Genomic DNA, 22782 nt, shown 5'->3' with positions numbered 1-22782 from the left:
CTTAAGATTGCTTGTCTATTCGGTAGAATCGCGCTTCGACAATTAAGCCAAGAACCCCTAGAGTTGCGAGAAACACGGCGAATATTAAGAAGATATTATTGGCTGGGCTACGCTTATCTTCTAAACGTTTTGCATGATATTCTCTAAAACCCATATCTAATTGTTTAGTAAAAGCCTCTCCTTTGTATTCATTAGTTATAATACTGTGAGGAACTTCGTTATGAGTGCTTTGAAAGTGAGCGCCTTTTAAATAAGCTCCTGTAAATTTTATATAGCATTTTTTGGGGTTTTCCTTTTCAAGACATTGATTGATTTCGTGTTTGAAATCAACTCCAAGCGAACGATACTCCCACTGCTTATTACTTGAAAGTAGCTCAAGGTGCGCAATAAAGAAAAAGAGTACTCCGACTAGGATAAACGTCGAGCAGACGATCACAGCTGCTTTACGTTTGCCTTTTGCCACTTCATGCTTGCTATTGGTCGCGTTGGCGATGATAGGGATATGCATCAGCTTTTGGCGGACATAATTCTTATCCAGGTCCTTAATCATATCATCTGGCGTAATTTCATAAGCCGTACACAACTTATCGAAAATCTCGACAGAAGGAATGCTTCTATCGTTCTCTAGCTTTGATAGATAGGACTGTTCAATCCCCAACTTTTGAGCAAACTCAGGCTGGGTCCAGCCGCTGATTGAACGCAATGAGCGTAGCTTTTCACCAAGTGTCATTATTGTGTCTCCATGTGGTTAGTTGACGCTATCATTGTTTTCAAAAGCCCTAGGAATAACCAGATGAATTGATTGGAATAACTAGGAATATACAGGAATGTTAAGGAATTTGAAGAGGTTATGCCGTTTTGTCATTCCCGCGTAAGCGGGAATCTCTAGTAACATCCTGTTTCGCCACTCGGCGAGATACTTTCTCTTGATGAGCAAGAGAAAGTATCCAAAGAGAAGCTCACCCCTGACGTTAGATGCTGCGCATTTCCCTCGCTTATCAAAGTTACTCGCCGCCAAACGAAACATCTGACCCACATGGACGTGGGGAATGCATTAGCAATGCCAGGAGCATTGCTTGCCTGTCTCGTTTTGACTAAATTAAGCTTCCTGCCTAATTTACGCTATAACTTTTCTTCGCTCGGCTAACTTTAAGGGGGATTTAGTTCGCATGCTAATCAAGTGCGCAGCCTCGATTAGCGTAAGCGCACCTTGGGTGGCTGAAAGGAATGCCTGTTGTGCACTTCCTACGGCCGTAATCGAGGGGGTAATAGTTGATATAAACCTCGAAGTCACTTTGTTCCATTGAGGCTACGCTTGCTCGATTCAGGGGCTTAAAAGATTCCAAATTAAATTTGGAATGACAGCCTTGGAACTCTTATTAAAATTATGCATAGGGTGGGTTAGACGTAAAGTCGTAACCCACCAATGGAGTTTTTAATTTTGATGGGTTACGCTAAGCTAACCCATCCTATACTGCTGGAGCAATTTCCTTTTTAATAAATTAGGTAATTGCCAACAAGTTTTAGTTACATGTTATGTGGTTTCCCCTTTAAGTTAGCCGAAGGTTTCAAAAGTCATCGTGTAAATTGGGCAGGGATAGCCCAATTTAGCAAAGGCGAAACAGGATGTTTCGTTTTGCGGCGCGTTAATGACTTTTTAAATCGAGGGTAGTGCGAAGCACCTAACGACATGGGGTGTCTTTTCTTTTCGCCCTTTTCTTTGGACAAGCAAAGAAAAGGGTATTAATCTATACGAAAAAAGCATCATTATAAGCAAGAGCGTATAGTTCCATGATATCTTTTTTTAGACATTGCTATTATGCGATATTTTTATTTTTTATAAAACTTAACCACAAGCACCCAGATGAGTCGGCTTTTGTGTGGATGTATGGTATTAGGACTCTGATTTACCTGAATGTATTGGTGGTGATCTTCTTTAACTTAAATATGACCAATGAAGACTTTTCTAAAACGAAACTAACCTTTGTTTTTTTTATTTTTGAAATGACAGTGTCTTATTTTATTAACGGAAAAAAGAAAATCCCTAAAATACAGGATAATTTTGATGAGTTATCAGCCAAAGTTAAAAGCGTTTATAAATATGTTGCGATAACTTTAATGCCAATGTTAATTATTTTGATGCTCTTGATGATGATTTACATAAAAGACTCACAAGGTATCGGCTGGTAAGTTACTTTCGAAAAAAAGCCGCGAGTTTGACCTCGCGGCTTCAACGATAGGGCTTGGTAGAACCCTATTGCTCGAACGCTTTGTAATAATTAATAGTGCTGTTTATTAATAGTGTTTCGCTTGGCCTTGGCCTGTCACCACATATTTTTCAGTAGTTAGTTGTACAAGACCCATAGGACCGTAGGCGTGTAGTTTACTGGTTGAGATACCAATCTCTGCGCCTAGGCCAAGTTCGCCGCCGTCTGAGAAGCGTGATGAAGCGTTAACCATCACAACAGACGAGTTGATGCGTTTTACGAATTCGTTGCCACGGTCGATGTCTTTAGTGACGATGACTTCGGTGTGGCTTGAGCTGTGATTTTGAATGTGTTCAATAGCAGCTTCGTAAGAGTCAGCTTGTGAGACACTCATGGCTAAGCTCAAGTATTCGTTGTGGTAGTCTTCAGGGCTTGCTACTTCCGCATTGTCCAATTTGCTGGCAGAGTCTTTGTCTGCTTTAAATTGGATGCCAAACTCATTGCCTAGGGCGTTGACACGCTTCAGGAATTCGTCAGCAATGTCTTTATGTATCACTAAGCTTTCTAGCGAGTTACAGACGCCTGGACGCGATACCTTGCCGTCTTTCAGTAACTTCTCAGCTTTGTCTAAGTCAGCATATTTGTCGACGTATAAGTGACACACGCCTTTAAAGTGCTGAATCACTGGAATCTTACTGTTATCCGTTACCGCCTGAATCAAGCGCTCGCCGCCACGTGGGATCACGAGATCAATCGTGTCACGGAACTGGAGTAGATGATTCACAGCTGAGTGACTTTGCGAAGGCACGATGCAGACCATTTCTTTACTGAAGCCGCACGCTTCAATCGCTTGGTGCCAGCAGTCGATAATGGCGTTGTTTGAGTGCCATGCTTCTTTACCACCACGCAGGATAACCACGTTACCTGATTTTAGCGTTAGCGCTGCTGCTTCAACCGCAACGTTAGGGCGCGCTTCATAAATCATCAGCACGACGCCTAGCGGGATACGCATTTTCGCCACACGGATACCGTTAGGGCGTAGGGTGCTTTCGCCCATCTCGCCGACTGGGTCAGCTAGGTTCATCACATTATGCAGCGCGCTTACCATGCCATCGACACGTTCTTCGTCGAGTAGAAGACGATCAACCATAGCGTCTGACAGGTCGTTTTCTTTCGCGTACTCAATGTCTTTTTTGTTCGCTTCAAGAATTTGTGCTTGGTTGGTCTTCAGCTGTTTCGCCATCGCAGCAAGCACATCGTTCTTTTGGCTACTGGTTAATGTGGCAAGAGTTTTGGCTGCTTCTTTGGCACGAAGCGTTAGTTCATATAACTCTTGCTGTTCTTGATCTTGGAATGAATTCTCTTTCATGTTCATGGTTCCTCCTAAGCGACGTCTTCTTTACTTTCGTCAGCATTGTTGCGAATTAATGTACCTGGGTTTTGGTTACTGAATAGACGCATGTAACTTTCGTTCGTACCGTTACAGATAATCGTATCAATACCATTTTCCGAGGCGAATTTCGCAGCTTTAAGCTTGGTACGCATACCACCAGTACCTTGTGCGCTGGTGCTTTGCTTACCCATGGCTAACGCTTCGTCGCTGATGCCTTCAAATTGGTTAACTAACTCGGCGTCAGGGTTAATTTTCGGGTTGTCGTCGTAAACACCGTCGATGTCACTACAGATAATCAGTAGATCAGCATCAGTTAGTGCGGCAACTTGTGCAACGAGGTTGTCGTTGTCACCAACCGTCAGTTCTTCCGTCGCTACCGTATCGTTTTCATTTACGATCGGCAGGGCGCCAAGTTCTTCAAGTGTTTTGAATGTGTTGCGTGCATTTTGTGCGCGCTCAGGATTTTTGATGTCTGCTGAAGTCAGTAATACCTGGGCTACAACATCGTCAAAGAATCTTTGCCAGTGGGCTACGACCATGGACTGACCAACCGCTGCAAGGGGTTGCTTTTCTTTACGAGTCAGAGTGTCGTAGTCAGGCTTTAGCAAGTTGAAACCTGCCGCAACAGCGCCTGATGATACTAGCGTTACTTGTTTACCTGCTTTTCTGCACTTTCTAACAAAGTGGGCAATAGGCAAGCAGTACTCCGCAGAGCACGAGTGGCCATCTGGCGCGATAAGCGCTGAGCCAACTTTAATAACGATGTTGTTGTAATTACCAAATTCAATATGTTCGAGCATGAAATGACCTTTCTATATTTAAAGGATTAATGTATGACGAGTTAAAAGTGACGTGGTGTGCTAGAACACGCTACCCAAGCGCGAGGCTTGTAATCTAATCGGAGACAATAACCGACTTGGCTGGCTTGAAACGCCTGCCGTGGATAGTGTCGCTATGTCTGTTCGATTAATGTTAAGCACGGTTTGCATTATTAACATACAGCTTCTTATGTCAAATTTGACTCGAAAAAAATTTCAGAGACGCTCTGAGCGCCTCTTAGCGGCCAAAACTCCATATAACTGGGGGGTATGTTGCATAAAATGAACACATCTTATCTCTGAGGCTCGTGTTATCTCAGCGATTTCCACTGATTGTAAAAAATTGTCATGAATTACAGTAGTTTATATCAAGCATTAGTTATTCTAATGCTGCTCTGTATTTGGTTAGTTATCTGCTTATTAGAGTCAATCCAAGTGCCAGGGACCTTATCGTGTAGTAGCTGTAGGTAAGCCTCATTCTTGCCATTGCAAATAATGGTGTCGATATCAGACTGGCTAGCCAACTGCGCTGCTTGTAGTTTTGTTTGCATTCCGCCTGTCGCCTGCGGGTTATGACTCACTGTTCCAAACGCCATGACTTCATCGGTGAGATCATTGATATAGGTGAGCAGCTGTGCACTTGGGTTATCATGCGGATTAATGTCATACAGGCCATCGACATCACTACAGATGATTAACAAATCGGCTTCAATCAGGTTGGCAACTTGGGCTGCTAAGTTATCATTATCACCAAACTTAAGTTCAGCTGTGGCTACGGTGTCGTTTTCGTTGATGATTGGCAAAACGCCATATTGCTGTAACTTATTGAGCGTTTGTTTGGCATTGTGTGAGCGGGAGCTGTTGTTGATATCAGCGGCGGTCAATAAGACCTGAGCGACATGGTTATCAAAAAAACGTTGCCAGTGATTGATGACTTTTGATTGGCCAACAGCGGCTAGCGCCTGCTTTTCATCAAGTGACAAGCTACCCTCGGTAGGCTTTAGGGTATTAAACCCCGCTGCGACGGCCCCAGAACTAATTAAGGTGACCTGTTTATTTAACCGCTGACACTTTTTGATAAAGTTCGCCAAAGGGAGGCAGTGCTGAGTTGAGCAGGAGTGCCCATCAGGTGCCACGAGGGCAGATCCTACTTTAATGACAATATTGTGATAACGGTTGAAGCTAAAGTCTTTCATACATTTTCCTCATGCAAAAAAAGCCCGCGAAGCGAGGCTTGCGGGCTTAGTAAATTCTTGTGTTTGGTAAGTTAGTTGGTCATACAGTTATTTAGGTACTTACAAAACATGGGAGTGCGCAAACCTGCCTGATTCTTGAAAGAATAGGGGATGGGCTGACCGGGAAGGGCAGTTTTTAGGTTAAGGTTTGTGCTTAAAATCGACTTCATGGCTCAAATATCCTACAGAATTTGAAATTTTGCAATGAATAATTGGTGATAAGGATTTATAGCTGCTAGGTTTTAACTTTTATAAGTCATCCCCGCTTTTGCGGGGATGACGATCAATGCTTAGACTAATCCATTAACTGATCAGCAAGGTAAGTGTAAATCAATGCATTTAACTTAGCTGACTGCTCATTATTGGCCGCACCGCCGTGACCACCTTCCGTGTTTTCATAATACAGAAGGTCGTGACCTTGGTTCATCATCTTGGCAACCATTTTACGGGCGTGACCTGGGTGTACACGGTCATCACGCGTCGAGGTCGTGAAGAAGATCTTGGGATAATCGACGTCTTTGTGGACGTTGTGATAAGGCGAGTAGGTTTTAATATAGTTCCACTCGTCTTCGTTATCCGGGTTGCCGTATTCACCCATCCAGCTTGCGCCAGCTAGTAATTGGTTGAAACGCTTCATGTCCAATAAAGGGACTTGGCAAACCACCGCTTCATACAAGTCAGGACGCATGGTCGCAACCGTACCGACTAGCAAACCACCATTACTACCACCGCGGATACCAAGGTGCTTACTATCTGTGACTTTTGTATCAATCAAGTGCTCAGCAACCGTGATGAAATCGTTGAAGGCAATGTGACGGTTTTTCTTCAGCGCTGCTTGGTGCCATGCTGGGCCATACTCGCCACCGCCACGGATGTTAGCCATAGCGTAAACACCGCCTTGCTCCAACCAGTCGATACCGATAGTTGCTGAGTAACCTGGACGTACTGAGACTTCAAAACCACCGTAACCATAAAGAAGCGTCGGGTTTTTGCCATTCAGTTCGGTGTCTTTGGCCATGATGAGGAAGTAAGGTATGTTTGTGCCGTCTTCGGCTTCGGCAAACTTTTGCTCGACTTTATAAGGCGCTGCATCAAAAAATGCTGGCAGGCTTTTTAATACGCTCGCAGAATCTTTTTTGGCATCAAAGTAATACAAGCTGCTTGGCGTTAAGAAGTTCTGGTAGTTGATGAAGAAGTTGTTGTGTTCATCACTGGTACCAGTAACTGACAAGGTACCTAAATCTGGCATATTGATTTTTTCATGCGACCATTTGCCATCGCTAAAAGTATAGCGATATAACTCACTGCTCACGTCTTTTAAGGTCGTAATTAATACATGATCTTTAGTGCTAGAGACGCTAGCGATAGAGGTGTGTGCATCAGGAACCAGTACTTCAGTAAAGTTTTTCTTGCCGGCGACATAATCATCCATCGAGATAGATAGTAATGAAGCTTGTTTGTAGGTTTTATCGCCTACAGTCCAGTCCGACTTAAGTTCTAGCAGTAATTGGCCGTTGATTACGCCATTAAAGCTACTGTCTTTTGGACGATCAAGCTTTTTAAGGCCGTCGTCGCTTACTAAGAAAATTTCTGATGTATAGAAATCTAGGCCTTGATAAATGATCTTGTATTTGTCATCACCATCGTGAGAGACCATGCCGCCAATCCAGACGTTCTCCTTTTCACCTTCGAACACAGACTGAGCTTTTTCGATCGATTGGCCACGTTTCCAAACTTTTACGATTCGTGGGTAGCCTGAGTCGGTCATGCTACCGTCGCCAAAGTCAGTACCGACATAAAGCGTGTCTTTATCAATCCAGCTTAAGCTACTTTTAGCTTCTGGTAGTTGGAAGCCGTCTTTGACGAAACTTTTAGATTCGATATCAAACTCGCGAACTACAGTTGCATCAGCGCCACCGCGGGATAAATTGAGTAAACAGCGATCATAAGTTGGGTACAGGCAGTTAGAGCCTTTGTAGACCCAGTTTTCGTCTTCATTTTCGGCAAGTTCATCAAGATTTAGGATGATTTCCCATTCAGGGTTTTCTTTTTTGTATTCTTCAAGCGTGGTGCGACGCCATAAACCACGTGGGTTTTCATCGTCTTGCCAGAAGTTGTAAAAATAGTCGCCCATTTGACTGACGTAAGGAATACGTTCGTCTGAGTTGTAGACCTCTAAATTCTTTTCATACAGTTCTTTATAAAGAGGTTTCGATTCTAAATAGCCAAGCGATTTTTCGTTCTGCTCTTCGACCCAATTCAAGGCCTTCTCGCCACCAACATCTTCTAACCAAATGTAAGGATCATCGACTTTAGATGCTTTTTGCGTATCTTTCGCCATACTTTGTGTCATAACCCCCACAGACGCGACCGAGCCAATAACTAAGCCCGCAATCAGTCTTTTGTTCATACAATGACTCCATTTTGTTAATTAACCGACTGAGAATAGCAAAGGGTGGGGGGATGCGCTAGGATTGAAATGTTTAGAAATATTACAGGTTTTGGATAATGTATAAGCACTTAACCGTCTTAATATGCCTACTGATGACACTTCCGGCTACTGCCACTCAGGTTCATAAGAAAGAGCTGGAAGAGTTGGTCATGGAGAGTGACATCATTGTTGAAGTTGATATTGCCGATGTTTACGGGAAAGATAAATTTTCTGCTATAAGCAGAGATCCTGAAATGCAAACTGGACCAGGTCTGGACAATGAAATTGTTTTATACGCATGTTTTTCTGAGCTTTTACTTAATGTGGAAAACGTTAAGGTTCCTAAGTGTTTTGAAACTACTATATGGAAGAAGTGGCATGTGAGTCTCGGCAGTTTTTTCGGTTATCAGTCACAAAGAGTGATTCTGCTGCTTAAAGGCGAAGGGTTGAAGAGAGTACACCCTGGACACTTTATTTGGTCTTTAGAGGATAAAGGCAGGATTATAGAGCTAATAAAAAAGCGCGACACCGTTAAGTGACGCGCTTTTATGGCAGTTGCTCAGTGACTTATTGCTACTGAGCTTTTTGCAGATCTTCCATTACAGCTGCTAGGAAGCGAGCTGCTTCGCCGCCAGTACAGGCGCGGTGATCAAAGGTAAGCGACAATGGCAACATTTTTGCGTTAGTGATGCCTTTATCGGTTAACTTCAATTCATTACGGAAACGACCAGTGCCTAGAATCGCTACCTGTGGTGGCGATACGACTGGAGTGCCGTAACGTCCAGCGATTGAGCCGAAGTTCGATAGGGTGATGGTAGCGTTTTGCTGATCATCCTGTTTTAACGACTTAGTTTCAATCTTCTGACGAAGCTCTTGAACTCGGCCACGAACGTCTGTCATGCTCATGCGATCCGCATTATGAACCACAGGAACGTATAAGCCGTCACCTGAATCCACTGCGATACCGACATTGACGTTTGGATGCAATAGACGCTCAAACTTGTCGCCATCGAACCATGCGTTTACAGCTGGAACTGCTTTAGCTGCTGTCACCAATGCGCGAACATAACGTGCCAATGAGTCAGTGCCCTTTGGCCATGTAGAAATATCCACGTCTTCAACCAAGGTCGTTGGAACGACCGTTGAGTGTGAATGAGCCATCCCCATCGCCATCGCGCGGCGAACGCCACGAACCGTTTCAGGTTTCACTTCAACATTCAACGTTGGTAAGCCGCCAGAACTCGATGGAGTGCTTGATGGCGTAGAGCTTGCTGAAGCGCTAGCTGCTGGAGCAGAACCGCCTTTAGAGGCATTCTCAACATCATCACGCGTAATCGAGCCTTTGCGGCCTGACGCTTGGCAGTTACCTAAATCAACACCCAGTTTACGGGCTAGTGCACGTACTGCTGGGGATGCTCTATAAGCCAAAGGGTTACTCGTATCAAAACCAGACTCTTGCTGTGCTACTGGAGCAGCTTCAGCTTTAGCAGAACCAGTACCGTTTTTCGCTGCTTCACGCACGTCTTTTTGCGTAATAGCGCCGTCTTTACCAGTACCTGAGACTTGCGTTAGGTCAACTTTAAGCTTGCGAGCAAGTGCTTTAACCACTGAGTTGGTTGTTTCAGCAACAACGTTGTTGCCGACTTCGACTGCGCCTACAACGGTTCCGCTGTCAGCACGTTTTTCTTCGCCAGACTCTTTGTTATCAGATGATTTCTTTGGCGCTGCTTTTTTCGAGCTAGAGCCAGAACCACCGAATTCAACCAGTGGGTCGCCGGTGTTAATGACGTCACCAGCCTGACCGTATAGTTTTGAAATTTTAGCAGCAAACGGTGAAGGTACTTCTACTACTGCTTTTGCTGTTTCCATTTCAACCATCGGTTGGTCAACAGTTACAGTATCGCCTTCTTTCACTAACCAGCGAACGATTTCTGCGTCTGGCAAACCTTCACCAAGATCAGGCAACATGAACGTATCGCCCACGACATCGTCAGATGATGCCTCAGCAGATGCTTCTGATTCTGAGTTTTCAGCAGATGCGCTCTCTTCAGAAGTGCTATCTTCAGAAGAATCATCTTCGGCTACCGCACCATCACCAAAGCTGACTAATAGGTCGCCTGTGTTGATGACGTCGCCTTCTTGGCCGTGTAATTTTGCGATACGACCAGCGAAAGGAGAGGGTACTTCGACCACTGCTTTTGCTGTTTCCATTTCAACCATAGGCTGGTCAACAGTTACGGTATCGCCTTCTTTAACTAACCAGCGAACGATTTCCGCATCCGGTAAACCTTCGCCTAAATCGGGTAAATTGAACTGTTTCATTTGTACTCCATAATCGTACGCACTTCGTCAAGAATTCGGTCGACGGTTGGCATATATTGTTTTTCTAAACGATAGTATGGCATAACAGTGTCGTAGCCTGAAACTCGACCAATTGGTGCTAATAAGTTCAAAATGCCTTTTTCAGCAATTTCTGCAGCAATTTCTGAACCAATCGAGCCAGATTTTGGTGCTTCTTGAATGATACAAGCGCGACCCGTCTTCTCGACCGACTCTAAAATGGTGTCCATGTCGATTGGACTAACGGTTGCTACGTCGATAACTTCTGCTTCGATACCTTCAGCAGCCAGCTTCTCAGCGGCCTGAAGTGTTTCGTGCATCATTGCGCCCCAAGAGATGAGCGTGATATCGCTACCTTCGCGGTCAACGAAACATGCTTCTAGTGGGTATTCTTCGCCGTTATCTTCAACCTCGTGTTTCACGATACGGTAAACACGCTTTGGCTCTAAGAAAATTACCGGATCTGGATCACGAATGGCTGCAAGCATTAAGCCGTAAGCACGTGAAGGGTTTGAAGGAATCACAACCTTCAAGCCAGGAATGTGTGAGAACAAGGCTTCTGTTGACTCTGAGTGGTGCTCAGGCGCGTGGATACCACCACCATACGGTGCACGAATCACCATCGGCTGCGTTAAACGACCACGAGTACGGTGACGTAAACGTGCTGCGTGACAGAAAATCTGGTCAACCGCAGGGAAGATAAAGCCCATGAACTGCATTTCTGCAATTGGCTTCATGCCTTGCGCCGCCATACCGACAGCCAAGCCCGCAATCATAGACTCAGCCAGAGGCGTATCGATAACACGCTCAGTGCCGTACTTTTTCTGTAAGCCGTCGGTCGCGCGGAATACACCGCCGTTTTTACCCACGTCTTCACCGAATAATACAACGTCTTGATCGTGCTCAAGCTCATAAGCCATCGCTGCATTTACAGCTTCAATTAAAGTAATCGCCGCCATTATTTTGCACCTCTCTTGATAGCTGCTTCGCGCTGAGGCTTGGTTAATTCAGGAAGTTCAGCATAAAGATTGTCGAACATCATCTCAGGCGTTGGCTTCGGAGCAGCTTCATAAGCTTTCACCGCAGCATCAACTTCTTTAGCGACTTCTTCTTTCATCTTTTCTTCGTCTTTGTCAGACCAAGATTTATTTTTCTCAAGATACTTACGCAAACGAACCAACGGTTCATTTTTCCAAGCTTCTTCTTTAACCTTTGGGTCGTCGTAACGTGATGCATCGTCAGCAGTCGTGTGGTCACATAAACGATAAGTAATCGCTTCAATAACTGTGGGGCCACCACCGTTACGTGCTTTCTCCATGGCGTAATTTGCAACTTCACGAACCGCAACGATATCGTTACCGTCAACTTGAATACCTTCAACACCAGCTGCAATAGCTTTCTGCGCATAAGTTTCACAAGCCGTTTGGATATCCGTTGGCACAGAAATTGCCCATTGGTTGTTATTGATAAAGAACACCACACCAAGGTTCCAAATACCGGCAACGTTGACACCTTCGTAGAAATCGCCTTCAGAGGTACCGCCTTCACCGATTTCAGTGACCACAGCACGTTTTTGCTTACGCATCTGAATCGCTTTAGCCACACCAGATGCGTGAATAATTTGGTTAGCGATTGGAACACAAATAGGGAAGTCTTCTTTTGCTACAGAGTAGTCAGAACCCGCTTCGTCACCACCCCAATACAACAAGATCTCTTCCATGGTCACGCCATGCTTTAAAAGACCACCCGTAGAGCGGTAGTAAGGAATTAAAACGTCTTCTTTGACCATGGCGTCGCCATAACCGATACCGATAGCTTCCTGACCTAGCGAAGCAGGGTAGGTACCCATTTTACCGGTACGTTGTAATGCATAAGCTTTAGCATCGAATACACGTAACTTGTACATGTCACGATAAAGCTCACGCATAGTGTTCATGTCTTTAGCAAACTCTGGAATGTCTTTTGTTGGTTTGCCGCTGGCATCAAGATATTGGTGATACTTAATCTCGAAAGAAGCAACTGTTGTAGTCGTCAAGGCTACATTCTCCTTTATTGAAGGGGGCTAAAGTGATTAAATTTCAAAGAGTTATCTTTTGAATCTAACCTATCCCCTAAGGTTCAATCTAATATTTAGCGACGCCGATTGTACGTATTTTTAGCGAATTTGTATAGTGAGATTTACGTTAACGTAAACTGGCAGTAGATTTATTGTAATACAACTTAATTTTGATTAGCAAAACTAATGCAAAGCCGCATTGGTCGTACCTGTTTTGTACTGCTAAGTATATACGGTATTGATGAAATTAGTGTGACACCCATATAGGAAGAAATTATAGGTGTGTGCTAAAAATACAGTGGCAATAGGATATTGATAACTCATAATCAGGGGAACAACTATGAACAGGAAACTACTATTGGTTTATGGTCTCGCTATCGCAGGACTTTTATGTTTTTCACCAGAGAGTGCCCAGTCAGCGGAGGAAATCAAAGGGCAGCGGATTCAAAGCACTAATTCAATAAAAACGATCAATCCAAAAGCACTAAAAGATATTAAAAAAGTAGGACAGGTAAAAATGCTGTCTAACGCTGAGTATCAGAAAAAGCTTAAGCAGCACAACCTAAGAGTCAAATCAAATGCAAAGGGTGTCAACGTCAATGCCCAGGCGAATACTCGATTGAAAAGCCAAAACAAAGAGTTTGATGAGAACAAATATGATTGTGATGATAATCAAAGGGGAGTGAATCCTGGTGCTCAAGAAGTATGCGACGGAATTGATAATAATTGTGATGGTGATGTTGATATGATCAATGGACGAAGACTCAACTTTCCGTTCTATCTTGATGCTGATGCAGATTTGTACGGTGACCCATCTAAAGTCTATTACGCGTGTTCAGTTCCACCAGGCTACTCTGCTCGAAATGATGACTGCAATGATAAGAGTGTGTCGGTAAACCCGGGGAAGGAAGAAATTCCAGGCAATGGTATCGATGAAAACTGTGACGGTCGGGATTAAGGAGAGGGAATATGAATAAAGTAATTGTATCACTAGTTTCTAGTTTAATGGTCACTGGCTTATGGTTAATAGCGTCGATGATATTTCTAACGAGTCCTGTTTATGCCGATGCGGAGGATGATGCAAAAGCATTTTGCGCAGCTTATAAAGAAAAATCTGGATATGGCTGTCAGGTTGAGAAGTGCCGTTGCGGTCGTAGTGAAAAAGAGTTAAAGCGATGGAACCGAAAAATGCGGTTTGATATTTGCGCTTGCGTGAATAAATCTGCATATAACACCTACCTTGAACGAGTAGAAGCTGAGCGTAATCGAAACCGCTGCAACACGAATGCAGATTGTAATGACGGTGTCTTTTGTAATGGTGAAGAAGTTTGCCGTACCGATGGTAGATACCGTGTCAACAGCTCAGCAGGTAACGGAACCTGCGTCCCGGGTGAACCACCTTGCGCCAGCGGCCTATGTTTTGAGCGTGAGAAAAAGTGCAAAGTTGCATGCGAAGACAAAGATGGCGATGGTTATGCCGCTATGCATTGTGGTGGAGACGATTGTGATGACAATAACCCCAATCGCAGCCCAGGAAACAAAGAGATTTGTGACTCAAAAGGCATCGATGAGGACTGCGACGCTAGAACGGTCGGTGACTTAGACGTTGATGGCGATGGGTTTATTTCGATGAAGTGTCGTTAAAGTAGTATGATGGGTTACGACTGAGGTCTAACCCATCCTATAATTGAGTATTGTCATTCTGAACTTGATTCAGAATCTATGAACTTGGGTTTATTTGTCTGATTATTTGTTTTGCTATAGACGTGAAGTAATTATTGTTCATTTTCTCCCTAAAGGGATTTCCGTTGGTCACTGCCCAAATTACGCTATAACTTTTACTCGCTCGGCTAACTTTAGGGGGAGGTCGGTGCCAAGTTGTTAGGTAGGGTGCGTCTAGACGCACCAGAGGGTTTAGCTAATCTCAATAGTGACTTACAGCACCCCCTACGTTTACTAGTCTTTTATCCGAGTTCTAATAAGTTTTTCCCCGTCAGGGTTTAATAAAATCATTTCTTTATCGTTAATATCTATAATCGTATCAGTAATTACTTTATTCATAGCTTCATGTCTATACATCTTTAGAGGTTTAAAGGTTATTTTATTGCCTTCAATTTCCCAAGAGTCATGAAATAGTGTTTCCTTAACTGTTCCATCAGGGAAAACAGCTTTACCCCAGCCTACCACCTCTCCATTTTCTTTATATTCGGCTTGACCGTAATAGTATGGAACCCCTGGATAATTAATACTCCATTTACCAATGATTTTGTTTTTATAGTCTGGGTAAGTAGTTTCAGAGCTACAAGACGTTAAGTTAATAGCGATAAGGAGCAAAGCAAGTATTTTCATTTCTCTATTATCCTTAATTTATTGTTTAATCTTCAGGTTTACTTTGTCCCTTTGAGCTAGCTGAGTAAAACAAAGTTATAGCGTAAATTGGGCAAGGATAGCCTAATTTAGTCAAAACGAGACAGGATGTCGAGTTTGACGGCGCGTTTATTAACTTTGTTGAACGAGGTGAGTGCGGAGCACCTAGCGATAGGGTGGACTTCTCTTTGGTTACTTTCTCTTGTCTACGCAAGAGAAAGTGACTCGCCGAGTGGCGAAACCCACGATCACTGCTTTATATCCATCTCAAAATAGGCGTGACTGGGGCAGAAGGCGAGGCCTTTGACACAGAGTTGGTCGCATTGTTTCCATTGGCAGGTGGCGTTGGTGATTCCGCCGTGGTTGTGGACCATGAGTTGGATTTTGAGGTTGGTGATGTCGAGTTGTTGCCAGGCTTGCTCGGTGTCTATTTTGGCGCAGACGCCGATGTCGTTTTGTTTGGCGATGTCGATGTGCCACAGTTGTTGGCATTCGGGACAGCGGTTTAGGGTGGCCCATCGCTGTGGCGCCCATTCGAGTTCTTCGAGGGTCTCATTAAAAGGATTGTTTTCGTCATTGCCCACAAAAACGTTAGGTAATTCGGCGCATCGGCACATATCTAGCTTTGACCTCTTTGAGGTTGTTTTGTGGTGTCTTGGTCGGTTTCTTCTTCGTGCTTATCTCGAGCTATCCAAATCATGATAGGTACTATAAAAACAATGCACAGTGTCACTTGGATACCAAAGGCATCTGTTCGGTTATATGAGTGCCCAGACATGAAGAGAGTCATAAGAGTTGTTGCTAAGGCCAAACCGATGATAATAACCAACGCAGAGGGTTTATTTTGTCTGAAAGCAATGTTTAAAGCGATTATGAAGAGGACAATACTCGCCGGGATGGTCGCTAGGTAGTATATGCCACCCATATCTGAAGCCAGTGCAGTTACTGGGGTTAGAAGTAGTGTGCAGAATAGGCACCTAAGCGTACTCATAATTGTTATTCCGTTCTGATGTTTTTGCTTTCTTGCGCTATGTTATATCGGATCTGACCTAAGATTGCTACAATCGGGCTTTTCGTTTTGTTCGAACCAATATTTCAAAATCAAAGGGTTAAAGCAACGACACCATGAGCGATAGTAGCAGTCATCAAGACAGCGCTTCTCAAGAGCAGGCGCCACAGCAAGAAGTTCAAATCCATTACCGTAGCGATTACAGGCCGTATCCATACGATATCGAGAGAGTTCACTTGGCGTTTGATTTAGCGCCAAATGCCACGGTTGTGGATACGACGCTAACGATTCAGCGTAAGACTGATGCGGATGATGAAGAGCCATTACGTTTGGATGGTGTGGATTTAGAGCTCATGTCGATTGCAATTGACGGCAGGGTTTTAGATGAGAGCGAGTATCGTTTGATTGAGGATGGACTTGAGGTTCTAAACCCGCCACAGTCGTTTGAGCTCTCAACCAAAGTTAAAATATCACCGGATACCAATACCAGTCTCGAAGGCTTGTATTTATCAAGCGGGAAGTACTGCACCCAGTGTGAAGCTGAGGGCTTCCGCAAGATCACCTTTTATCCTGATCGTCCGGATGTGATGAGTACTTTTACGGTGCGAATTGAAGCCGATGCAAAAGAATTCCCACACTTATTGTCGAACGGGAATCGAATCGAGCATGGTGACCTTGAAGGCGGTAAACATTTTGCCGTATGGGAAGATCCCTTTAAGAAGCCCAGTTATTTATTTGCGTTGTGCGCTGGCGATTATGATTTGTTAACCAGTAGTTTTTCGACTATGACGGGGCGCGAAGTGCGTCTTGAAATCTACGTCGATAAAGGCAAGCTGGATCAGTGTCACCATGCTATGGAGTCGCTGAAAAAAGCGATGAAGTGGGATGAAGAGGTGTTTGGGCTTGAGTACGATCTTGATATTTACATGATCGTGGCGGTGGGCGATTTCAATATGGGCGCTATGGAGAACAAGGGCCTCAACATCTTTAACACCAAGTATGTGTTAGCAAGCCAGGATACGGCGACCGATACCGACTTTATTGATGTGGAAGCAGTTATTGGGCATGAGTATTTTCACAACTGGACGGGGAACCGCGTCACGTGTCGCGATTGGTTCCAGTTAAGCCTGAAAGAAGGGTTAACGGTTTTCCGTGATCAAGAATTTACCGCTGATCAAACGGATCATGGGGTAAAGCGGATCGAAGACGTTAAAGTCATCCGTTCGCATCAGTTCGCTGAGGATGCTGGCCCGATGGCGCATCCGATCCGCCCAGACTCTTACATTGAGATGAATAACTTCTACACGGTAACAGTCTATAATAAAGGTGCGGAAATCATTCGGATGTACCAGACCTTACTAGGGCGCGATGGCTTTAAGCGTGGCTTGGATGTGTATTTTGAGCGTCATGATGGCGAGGCGGTGACTTGTGAAGACTTTGTGCGCGCGATGGAAGACGGCAATAGTTATGATTTAAAGCAGTTTAGACGCTGGTATTCACAGGCGGGTACCCCTGAAGTCGAAATAAAGAGTCAGTATGATGGTGATAAACGTCAAATCACTTTTACCATGAAGCAATCGTGTCCACCAACGCCGGGGCAAGAAGACAAGGCACCGTTTCATATTCCGATTAAAATCGGTCTGCTGGATGATTTGGGTAATGATATAACGCTTAAACCATTGGCGCTCGGCGAGACTGATGCTCGTGTTGAGGGTGATATCGTGCACTTGACGCAAGCTGAGCAGAGCGTGACGTTTGATGATGTTCCAGAAACCATTACACCGTCTATACTTCGTGAGTTTTCGGCTCCGGTTAAGTTGAAATATGATTATTCATTGAAAGAGCTGATATTTTTATTTGCCCATGACTCAGACGCTTTTAATCGTTGGCAAGCAGGACAAGAACTGTTTAGTCGTATTATCTTTGGTCTTTGCGCTCAACTGGAAGCAGGCGAAGCACTTGTTTTTGATGAGTCGCTGGTCAATGCAACCAAAAATTTGCTGGATGACAACGAGCTGGATGGACAGTTTAAGTCGCTAGCGCTGACGATTCCTGGAGTCAGCACCTTGATTGAGCAGGTTAGCAGCATCAATATTGATCATTTAATTGAGGCGCGAAACTTCGTTAAGCGACAGTTGGCGGAAGCCCTTGAGTTGGATTTGTTGCTGCATTACCAAACGAATCACCATGTAGGTGATTTCGAGCAAGATAAGGAGTCAGTGGCGAAAAGGGCATTGGCAGGCACTTGCCTGAGCTACTTAATGACTTTAGAAAAAGAGGATGTTTATCAGTTAGCTCTAAAGCAACTCGATAATGCCAACAACATGACGGACGCGAGCACTGCGCTTCAGCTCATCGTTCACTCTCATTATGACGACAAGCTCAAGGTCGCTGAAGAGTTTTATCAAAAGTGGCAAAATGAAGAGCTGGTGGTCAATAAGTGGCTAGCTATCATGGCGACAGACCCGTCGGACGAAACCATTGACAGGATTGAGTCATTACTGGATCATCCTTCGTTTGAGTTAAAGAATCCGAATAAGGTTCGCTCACTGATTGGCGCCTTTACAGGGGCTAACCCTGCGCAGTTTCACCGAGGAGATGGCCGAGGCTATCGTTATTTAGCGCGTCAAATAAAAGCGCTGTATGCGGTGAACCCACAAGTTTCGGCTCTTTTAACCGGAGCTTTCAACCGCTGGCGCAAGTTTGATAGCGCTAGACAGGTTTTGATGCGTGAGCAATTAGAAGATATTTTGAAAATGCCTGAGCTGTCAAAAGATGTGTATGAAATTGCCAGCAAGGCTTTAAAGTAGTTTTAGCAAGGATATAACCTTAGGTTCTTAGATTTTTTTAAAAGATTAAGAGAGAATTCAGCAGAGACAATATTATGGCTATTATTCAGTGTATCGTTTGTAACAAGAGAATTTCGAGTAAAGCGGAAACATGCAGTCACTGTGGTGCGCGCTTAAAAGGCACTACGGAAGAGCAGTTACAACGCGCGTCACACCTTCAAAAGTTAAAGAAAAACCGTCGCTTACAATCTTTATCTTTTTTAGCCGTTATTGCTTTCGCAGCAGGCTTCTTATTGAAGTTTTTCCCACCGGCACAAAATAGTGATGTATGGGAGCAAGTTGCATTATACCTAATGGCTGCGGGCTTTTTTGGCTATATCATCATGCGTGTTTGGATCATGTTCAATAAGCGTAAGTAGCTTAAATTCCCAGCGGTTTTAAATTAATTTACCTTTTATTTAGCTTGTCTTTAAAGGAGCTGTTCATTGGAAAAGGCAAATATTGCTATCGTCGGCGCCACCGGTGCGGTTGGCGTTACGATTCGTGAGATTTTAGAGGAACGAAAGTTCCCTGTAGATAAGATTTACTTGTTAGCCAGCGAGCGTTCAGCGGGCGAGCGTCTGATGTTTAACGGCAAAGCGGTCATGGTTCAAAACCTCGCTGACTTTGACTTTTCACAAGCCGATGTCGCTTTATTTTCAGCGGGTGGCTCTATTTCACGCGAGTACGCACCTAAAGCCGTCGAGGCGGGCTGTATCGTTGTTGATAACACCTCTGAGTTTCGCTATGACGAGGATATTCCTTTGGTCGTGACAGAGGTCAACCCTGAACGAATCGCTGATTATAAAAACCGCGGTATTATCGCTAACCCCAACTGCTCAACCATGCAGTTGATGGTGGCTTTGAAGCCGATCCAAGATGCTGTGGGTATTGAGCATATTAATGTGTGTACTTATCAGGCAGTGTCTGGCTCTGGCCAAAAAGCGGTTGAAGAGCTGGCAAAGCAAACCGCTGAACTACTTAATGCTCGTGATGCTACGGCAACAGTCTACGATAAGCAGATTGCTTTTAATGTGTTGCCGAATATTGATGCGATACAGGAAAACGGTTACACCAAAGAAGAAATGAAGATGGTCTGGGAAACCCAGAAAATCTTTGAAGACGATAATATTTCTGTCAGCCCTACAGCAGTAAGAGTTCCCGTCTTTTTTGGACACTCTGAAGCCGTACACCTCAAAATGCGTGGTCCTTTAGCCGCTATTCAGGCGAAAGAGTTACTGGAAAAGGCCGAAGGCGTAACTGTTGTGGACGATATGTCCCAGTTGGATTACGCCACTCCAGTTACACATGCTAGCGGTAAGGATGATGTTTTTGTTAGTCGAATTCGCCAAGATGTGGGTATCGAAAATGGCCTAGCAATGTGGATTGTTTCAGATAATGTTCGCAAAGGGGCGGCATTAAATACGGTCCAAATTGCAGAGATACTTGTAAAAAATCATTTATAGTAGCAAAATTAGTACCTAACGAGTGAAAACTTAAAGTATCTTCTTAAATGTGGTGTCATACTGGCACCACTTTATAAGATGACTTTAGGCTTCCAGCGAAAGTTTTGTGAAGTATTTATCAAAACGAAGCAGATATGACTTCCTATCATACTGAAATATGGATGCACTGTGGTAAGTTCGCTGGTTTAAATTAAGATATAAATTGGGAAATCAATCGGAAGCATCCGATGACTTTTATCAATGAGGGGAAGGTTATGTTTCGTAAATTGGCTGCAACAGTTGCTGTATCAGCTGCACTAATCAGTCCATCTTCTTGGTCGCTTGGCCTAGGAGAGATTGATGCGGATTCTGGATTAAATCAACCGCTTAAAGCAGAAATAGCGCTGTTATCTTCACGCAATGTGAGTGAGGAAGACCTTCGTGCCAAGCTTGCCTCTTACGAGTCGTATAGTAAATTTGGTGTACAAAGAGAGGCCTACCATAACTCTTTGAGCTTTAAGATTATCACCAAAAACGATGGGACTAAGGCCATTGTCGTTGAAAGTCGCGACCCTATCAAAGAACCATTCGTAAACTTTTTATTAGAGCTAAACTGGGCGCAAGGGCGCTTGATGCGTGAATATACGCTTTTGTTAGACCCTCCAGTTTTTGCCAAAACAACGCCAACCCCTCCGGCTACTCAGGCACCCGTTTCCCAACCGAGAACCGTTACTCAGACGCCAACACCAACACCGATAGAGCGTCAGCAACCCGTTTCTGAGCCTGTAGAGACACAAGCTCAGGCGGAATCACAGCAAACGGAGCCTAAAGCAGAGGCAAAGCCGAAGCCTTCTCAGCCAGAAATTACAGAACAAACTCGACAGTTAGCATCAACCCCAACCTTCAGCGGAGACAGCTGGCAGGTTGAACGTGGGCAAACACTATGGAGTGTTGCTAAATCGGTACGCCCAGAAGGTGTTTCTGTTCAACAGACGCTGTTGGCGATATTCCATAACAATCCTGATGCGTTTATCAATAATGACATGAACCGCATGAAAGCTGGTGCGGTACTAACCGTTCCTGAAAGCGGTGAAATTAGTGATATTTCACAATCAGCCGCGGTTAGCACGATTCGCAATGCGGCGGTGACGAGCGATGCGCCACTTGATGTGCGAAAAAGCGTTGAAGAAGAGGATGTTGAAGACACAGCGTCTTCAGGTGGTCGATTAAGCATTGGTAGTGTTGATGAGGGCTCATCACAGGACTCAGGCGGTAGTACGCTTGACGATGAAATGAATACCGATGTTGCTGATAATGACAGCGAAGTTGCAACGAGTCTTGAAGAGGGTGACTCGAGTTCTGAGTTTGGCAGTGATCTTGCCGAGAATGAAAATGCTGCTGACGATGGCTTTAAGGTAGAAGATGAAACCTTATCAGTGTTATCGGGAGCTGCTAGTGCTGCTGATGAAACGGATCAGGTATCAGCGGATGAACCTGCGGCAGAAATTGCAGCAAATACTTTGGATGCGACAGAAAGTGATGATGCTGATAGCTCTGAAACAAGCGTTTCTGAGACTGATGAGCAGGCAAGCAATGAACAAGAAACGCCGCCAGTTACTAAGTCAGATAGCTCAATGGAAAACTCCAGTAAAGCGTTCTACGAGGCTGATAACTTTTGGCTTTATGCCGGTGGTGGCCTAGCTATCTTATTATTGCTTGGTGGTGGCTTAGTTTATCGCCGCAATATGAAAGAAGTTGAAGATGACGGTGGTTTACTTGGAATGATGACTGCGGCTAATGAAGCGAAGCCAAAGAAGAAGCGTGAGTCATTTATTGGTGATGAGGGTATGAAGGGCCCTAAGGAAAAAACTGATCCCGTCAGTGCGGCGGATATTCTCATCGCTCGCGGTAAGTTAGCCAAAGCTGAGAATGTATTAGAAGATGCGTTAGCGGCTGATCCTGGCAATCAAGAAATTCGTGTGAAGTTGATGGAAGTTGTTGCAAGCCAACAAAATATTGAAAAGTTCAATCAGCTAAAAGCTGAGTTACCAGAAGACTTTGACCACGACTCATCATTAGGTTTGAAAGTCGCGAGTTTATCCAGCTTAATTGAGCCTAACGAATCTGAGCTCGATGTCAGTGAAAACTCCAATGACTTTAGTTTACCTAGTGAAGACGATGTTTTCGGTGATGGTGGTGACGACGGTGACACTGACTTAGATTTAAGTGAAGAGATTGAAACTGCTAAGGATAACTCTGTCGACACTGTCACTTCTTCCGACGACGATGCTTTGGATTTTGATCTTGGTGACTTTGATAAGCAAGTGGAGGATTCGGCGAAGGCTGAAGAAAGTGGAGCTTCTGATAACTCCATTGATTTTACGGACGATGAAGAGTTAGTCACTCGTGAAGATGAGCTAAGTACAAATGACAGTGAGGACTCTGCTCAAACCGATACAGGTGGTCCAGGTCTAAGTGCTGATGATGCAACAACGAAGTTCGACCTGGCTAAAGCCTATATGGAACTTGGCGATGATGATGCAGCAAAAGACATCTTGGAAGAAATTAAATCCGAGGGTAATAGCGAGCAGCGTCAAGAAGCAGACAAGCTCTTGTCAGAAATGTAGAATATAAACTATCGCAAAACACCGGG

The 22782-nt window shown here is 44.3% G+C and carries 18 protein-coding genes; 9 read left to right on the top strand and 9 right to left on the bottom strand.

Features of this window, described 5'->3' with window-relative positions; translation table 11 throughout:
- Position 1: 1 nt before the first annotated feature.
- Positions 2-730, bottom strand: coding sequence for a helix-turn-helix domain-containing protein (locus ABD943_RS01350; RefSeq protein WP_345291403.1), 729 nt, complete (start codon positions 728-730; stop codon positions 2-4).
- A 1217-nt stretch (positions 731-1947) separates the two neighbouring features.
- Here ABD943_RS01350 and ABD943_RS01345 point away from each other — a divergent pair.
- On the top strand, positions 1948-2190 hold the full coding sequence (locus ABD943_RS01345) for a hypothetical protein (protein ID WP_345291402.1): 243 nt from the start codon (positions 1948-1950) through the stop codon (positions 2188-2190).
- A gap of 105 nt (positions 2191-2295) precedes the next feature.
- Here ABD943_RS01345 and ABD943_RS01340 read toward each other — a convergent pair whose 3' ends face one another.
- From ABD943_RS01340 to ABD943_RS01325, 4 genes are all read right to left on the bottom strand, one after another.
- Positions 2296-3582 (bottom strand): glutamate-5-semialdehyde dehydrogenase, encoded by a 1287-nt coding sequence (locus tag ABD943_RS01340; protein ID WP_345291401.1) that lies wholly within the window; start codon positions 3580-3582, stop codon positions 2296-2298.
- 8 nt (positions 3583-3590) lie between these two features.
- The gene (proB, locus tag ABD943_RS01335) at positions 3591-4400 is read right to left on the bottom strand and encodes a glutamate 5-kinase (RefSeq protein ID WP_345291400.1); all 810 of its coding nucleotides are present in this window, start codon (positions 4398-4400) and stop codon (positions 3591-3593) included.
- Between the two features lie 386 nt (positions 4401-4786).
- The gene (gene proB, locus ABD943_RS01330; protein WP_345291399.1) at positions 4787-5614 is read right to left on the bottom strand and encodes a glutamate 5-kinase; all 828 of its coding nucleotides are present in this window, start codon (positions 5612-5614) and stop codon (positions 4787-4789) included.
- A gap of 334 nt (positions 5615-5948) precedes the next feature.
- Positions 5949-8063: a prolyl oligopeptidase family serine peptidase gene (locus ABD943_RS01325; RefSeq protein WP_345291398.1), complete on the bottom strand. Its 2115-nt coding sequence runs from the start codon at positions 8061-8063 to the stop codon at positions 5949-5951.
- A 191-nt stretch (positions 8064-8254) separates the two neighbouring features.
- Here ABD943_RS01325 and ABD943_RS01320 point away from each other — a divergent pair, with 191 nt between their 5' ends.
- Positions 8255-8623, top strand: coding sequence for a hypothetical protein (locus ABD943_RS01320; protein ID WP_345291397.1), 369 nt, complete (start codon positions 8255-8257; stop codon positions 8621-8623).
- Positions 8624-8657: 34 nt separating this feature from the next.
- On the opposite strand, the gene ABD943_RS01315 is transcribed toward ABD943_RS01320, so the two are convergent.
- From ABD943_RS01315 to pdhA, 3 genes are read right to left on the bottom strand one after another with little or no spacing between them, the layout of a single operon-like run.
- On the bottom strand, positions 8658-10406 hold the full coding sequence (locus ABD943_RS01315; RefSeq protein ID WP_345291396.1) for a 2-oxo acid dehydrogenase subunit E2: 1749 nt from the start codon (positions 10404-10406) through the stop codon (positions 8658-8660).
- Positions 10403-11383 carry an alpha-ketoacid dehydrogenase subunit beta gene (locus tag ABD943_RS01310; RefSeq protein ID WP_345291395.1) on the bottom strand — a complete coding sequence of 327 codons (981 nt, stop codon included), beginning with the start codon at positions 11381-11383 and terminating at the stop codon, positions 10403-10405. Before ABD943_RS01310 ends, ABD943_RS01315 begins: the two co-directional genes overlap by 4 nt.
- Entirely contained in the window at positions 11383-12459 is a 1077-nt protein-coding gene (pdhA, locus tag ABD943_RS01305) for a pyruvate dehydrogenase (acetyl-transferring) E1 component subunit alpha (RefSeq protein WP_345291394.1), read from the bottom strand. Before pdhA ends, ABD943_RS01310 begins: the two co-directional genes overlap by 1 nt.
- Positions 12460-12820: 361 nt before the next feature.
- Between pdhA and ABD943_RS01300 the strand changes: the two genes are divergently transcribed.
- On the top strand, positions 12821-13438 hold the full coding sequence (locus tag ABD943_RS01300) for a putative metal-binding motif-containing protein (RefSeq protein ID WP_345291393.1): 618 nt from the start codon (positions 12821-12823) through the stop codon (positions 13436-13438).
- An 11-nt stretch (positions 13439-13449) separates the two neighbouring features.
- Positions 13450-14124 (top strand): putative metal-binding motif-containing protein, encoded by a 675-nt coding sequence (locus ABD943_RS01295; RefSeq protein WP_345291392.1) that lies wholly within the window; start codon positions 13450-13452, stop codon positions 14122-14124.
- Between the two features lie 312 nt (positions 14125-14436).
- On the opposite strand, the gene ABD943_RS01290 is transcribed toward ABD943_RS01295, so the two are convergent.
- Entirely contained in the window at positions 14437-14829 is a 393-nt protein-coding gene (locus ABD943_RS01290) for a hypothetical protein (RefSeq protein WP_345291391.1), read from the bottom strand.
- 296 nt (positions 14830-15125) lie between these two features.
- On the opposite strand from ABD943_RS01290, the gene ABD943_RS01285 reads away from it, so the two are divergent.
- The 5 genes from ABD943_RS01285 to ABD943_RS01265 all read left to right on the top strand — a co-directional run bounded on the left by ABD943_RS01285 (position 15126) and on the right by ABD943_RS01265 (position 22756).
- Entirely contained in the window at positions 15126-15356 is a 231-nt protein-coding gene (locus tag ABD943_RS01285) for a hypothetical protein (RefSeq protein ID WP_345291390.1), read from the top strand.
- A gap of 616 nt (positions 15357-15972) precedes the next feature.
- The gene (gene pepN, locus ABD943_RS01280) at positions 15973-18666 is read left to right on the top strand and encodes an aminopeptidase N (protein WP_345291389.1); all 2694 of its coding nucleotides are present in this window, start codon (positions 15973-15975) and stop codon (positions 18664-18666) included.
- Positions 18667-18740: 74 nt separating this feature from the next.
- A complete protein-coding gene (locus tag ABD943_RS01275) occupies positions 18741-19064 on the top strand; it encodes a hypothetical protein (RefSeq protein WP_345291388.1) in 324 nt (107 codons plus the stop codon).
- A gap of 66 nt (positions 19065-19130) precedes the next feature.
- Positions 19131-20150, top strand: a complete 1020-nt coding sequence (locus ABD943_RS01270) for an aspartate-semialdehyde dehydrogenase (RefSeq protein WP_345291387.1) — start codon at positions 19131-19133, stop codon at positions 20148-20150.
- Positions 20151-20404: 254 nt separating this feature from the next.
- Positions 20405-22756: a FimV/HubP family polar landmark protein gene (locus tag ABD943_RS01265; RefSeq protein WP_345291386.1), complete on the top strand. Its 2352-nt coding sequence runs from the start codon at positions 20405-20407 to the stop codon at positions 22754-22756.
- Positions 22757-22782: the final 26 nt, after the last annotated feature.

The organism is Kangiella marina, from assembly GCF_039541235.1.
In the GTDB taxonomy this organism is placed as follows: Bacteria; Pseudomonadota; Gammaproteobacteria; order Enterobacterales; family Kangiellaceae; genus Kangiella; species Kangiella marina.
The sequence above is the reverse complement of the archived record's forward strand: the minus strand, read 5'-3'. Positions and strand labels throughout refer to the sequence as shown.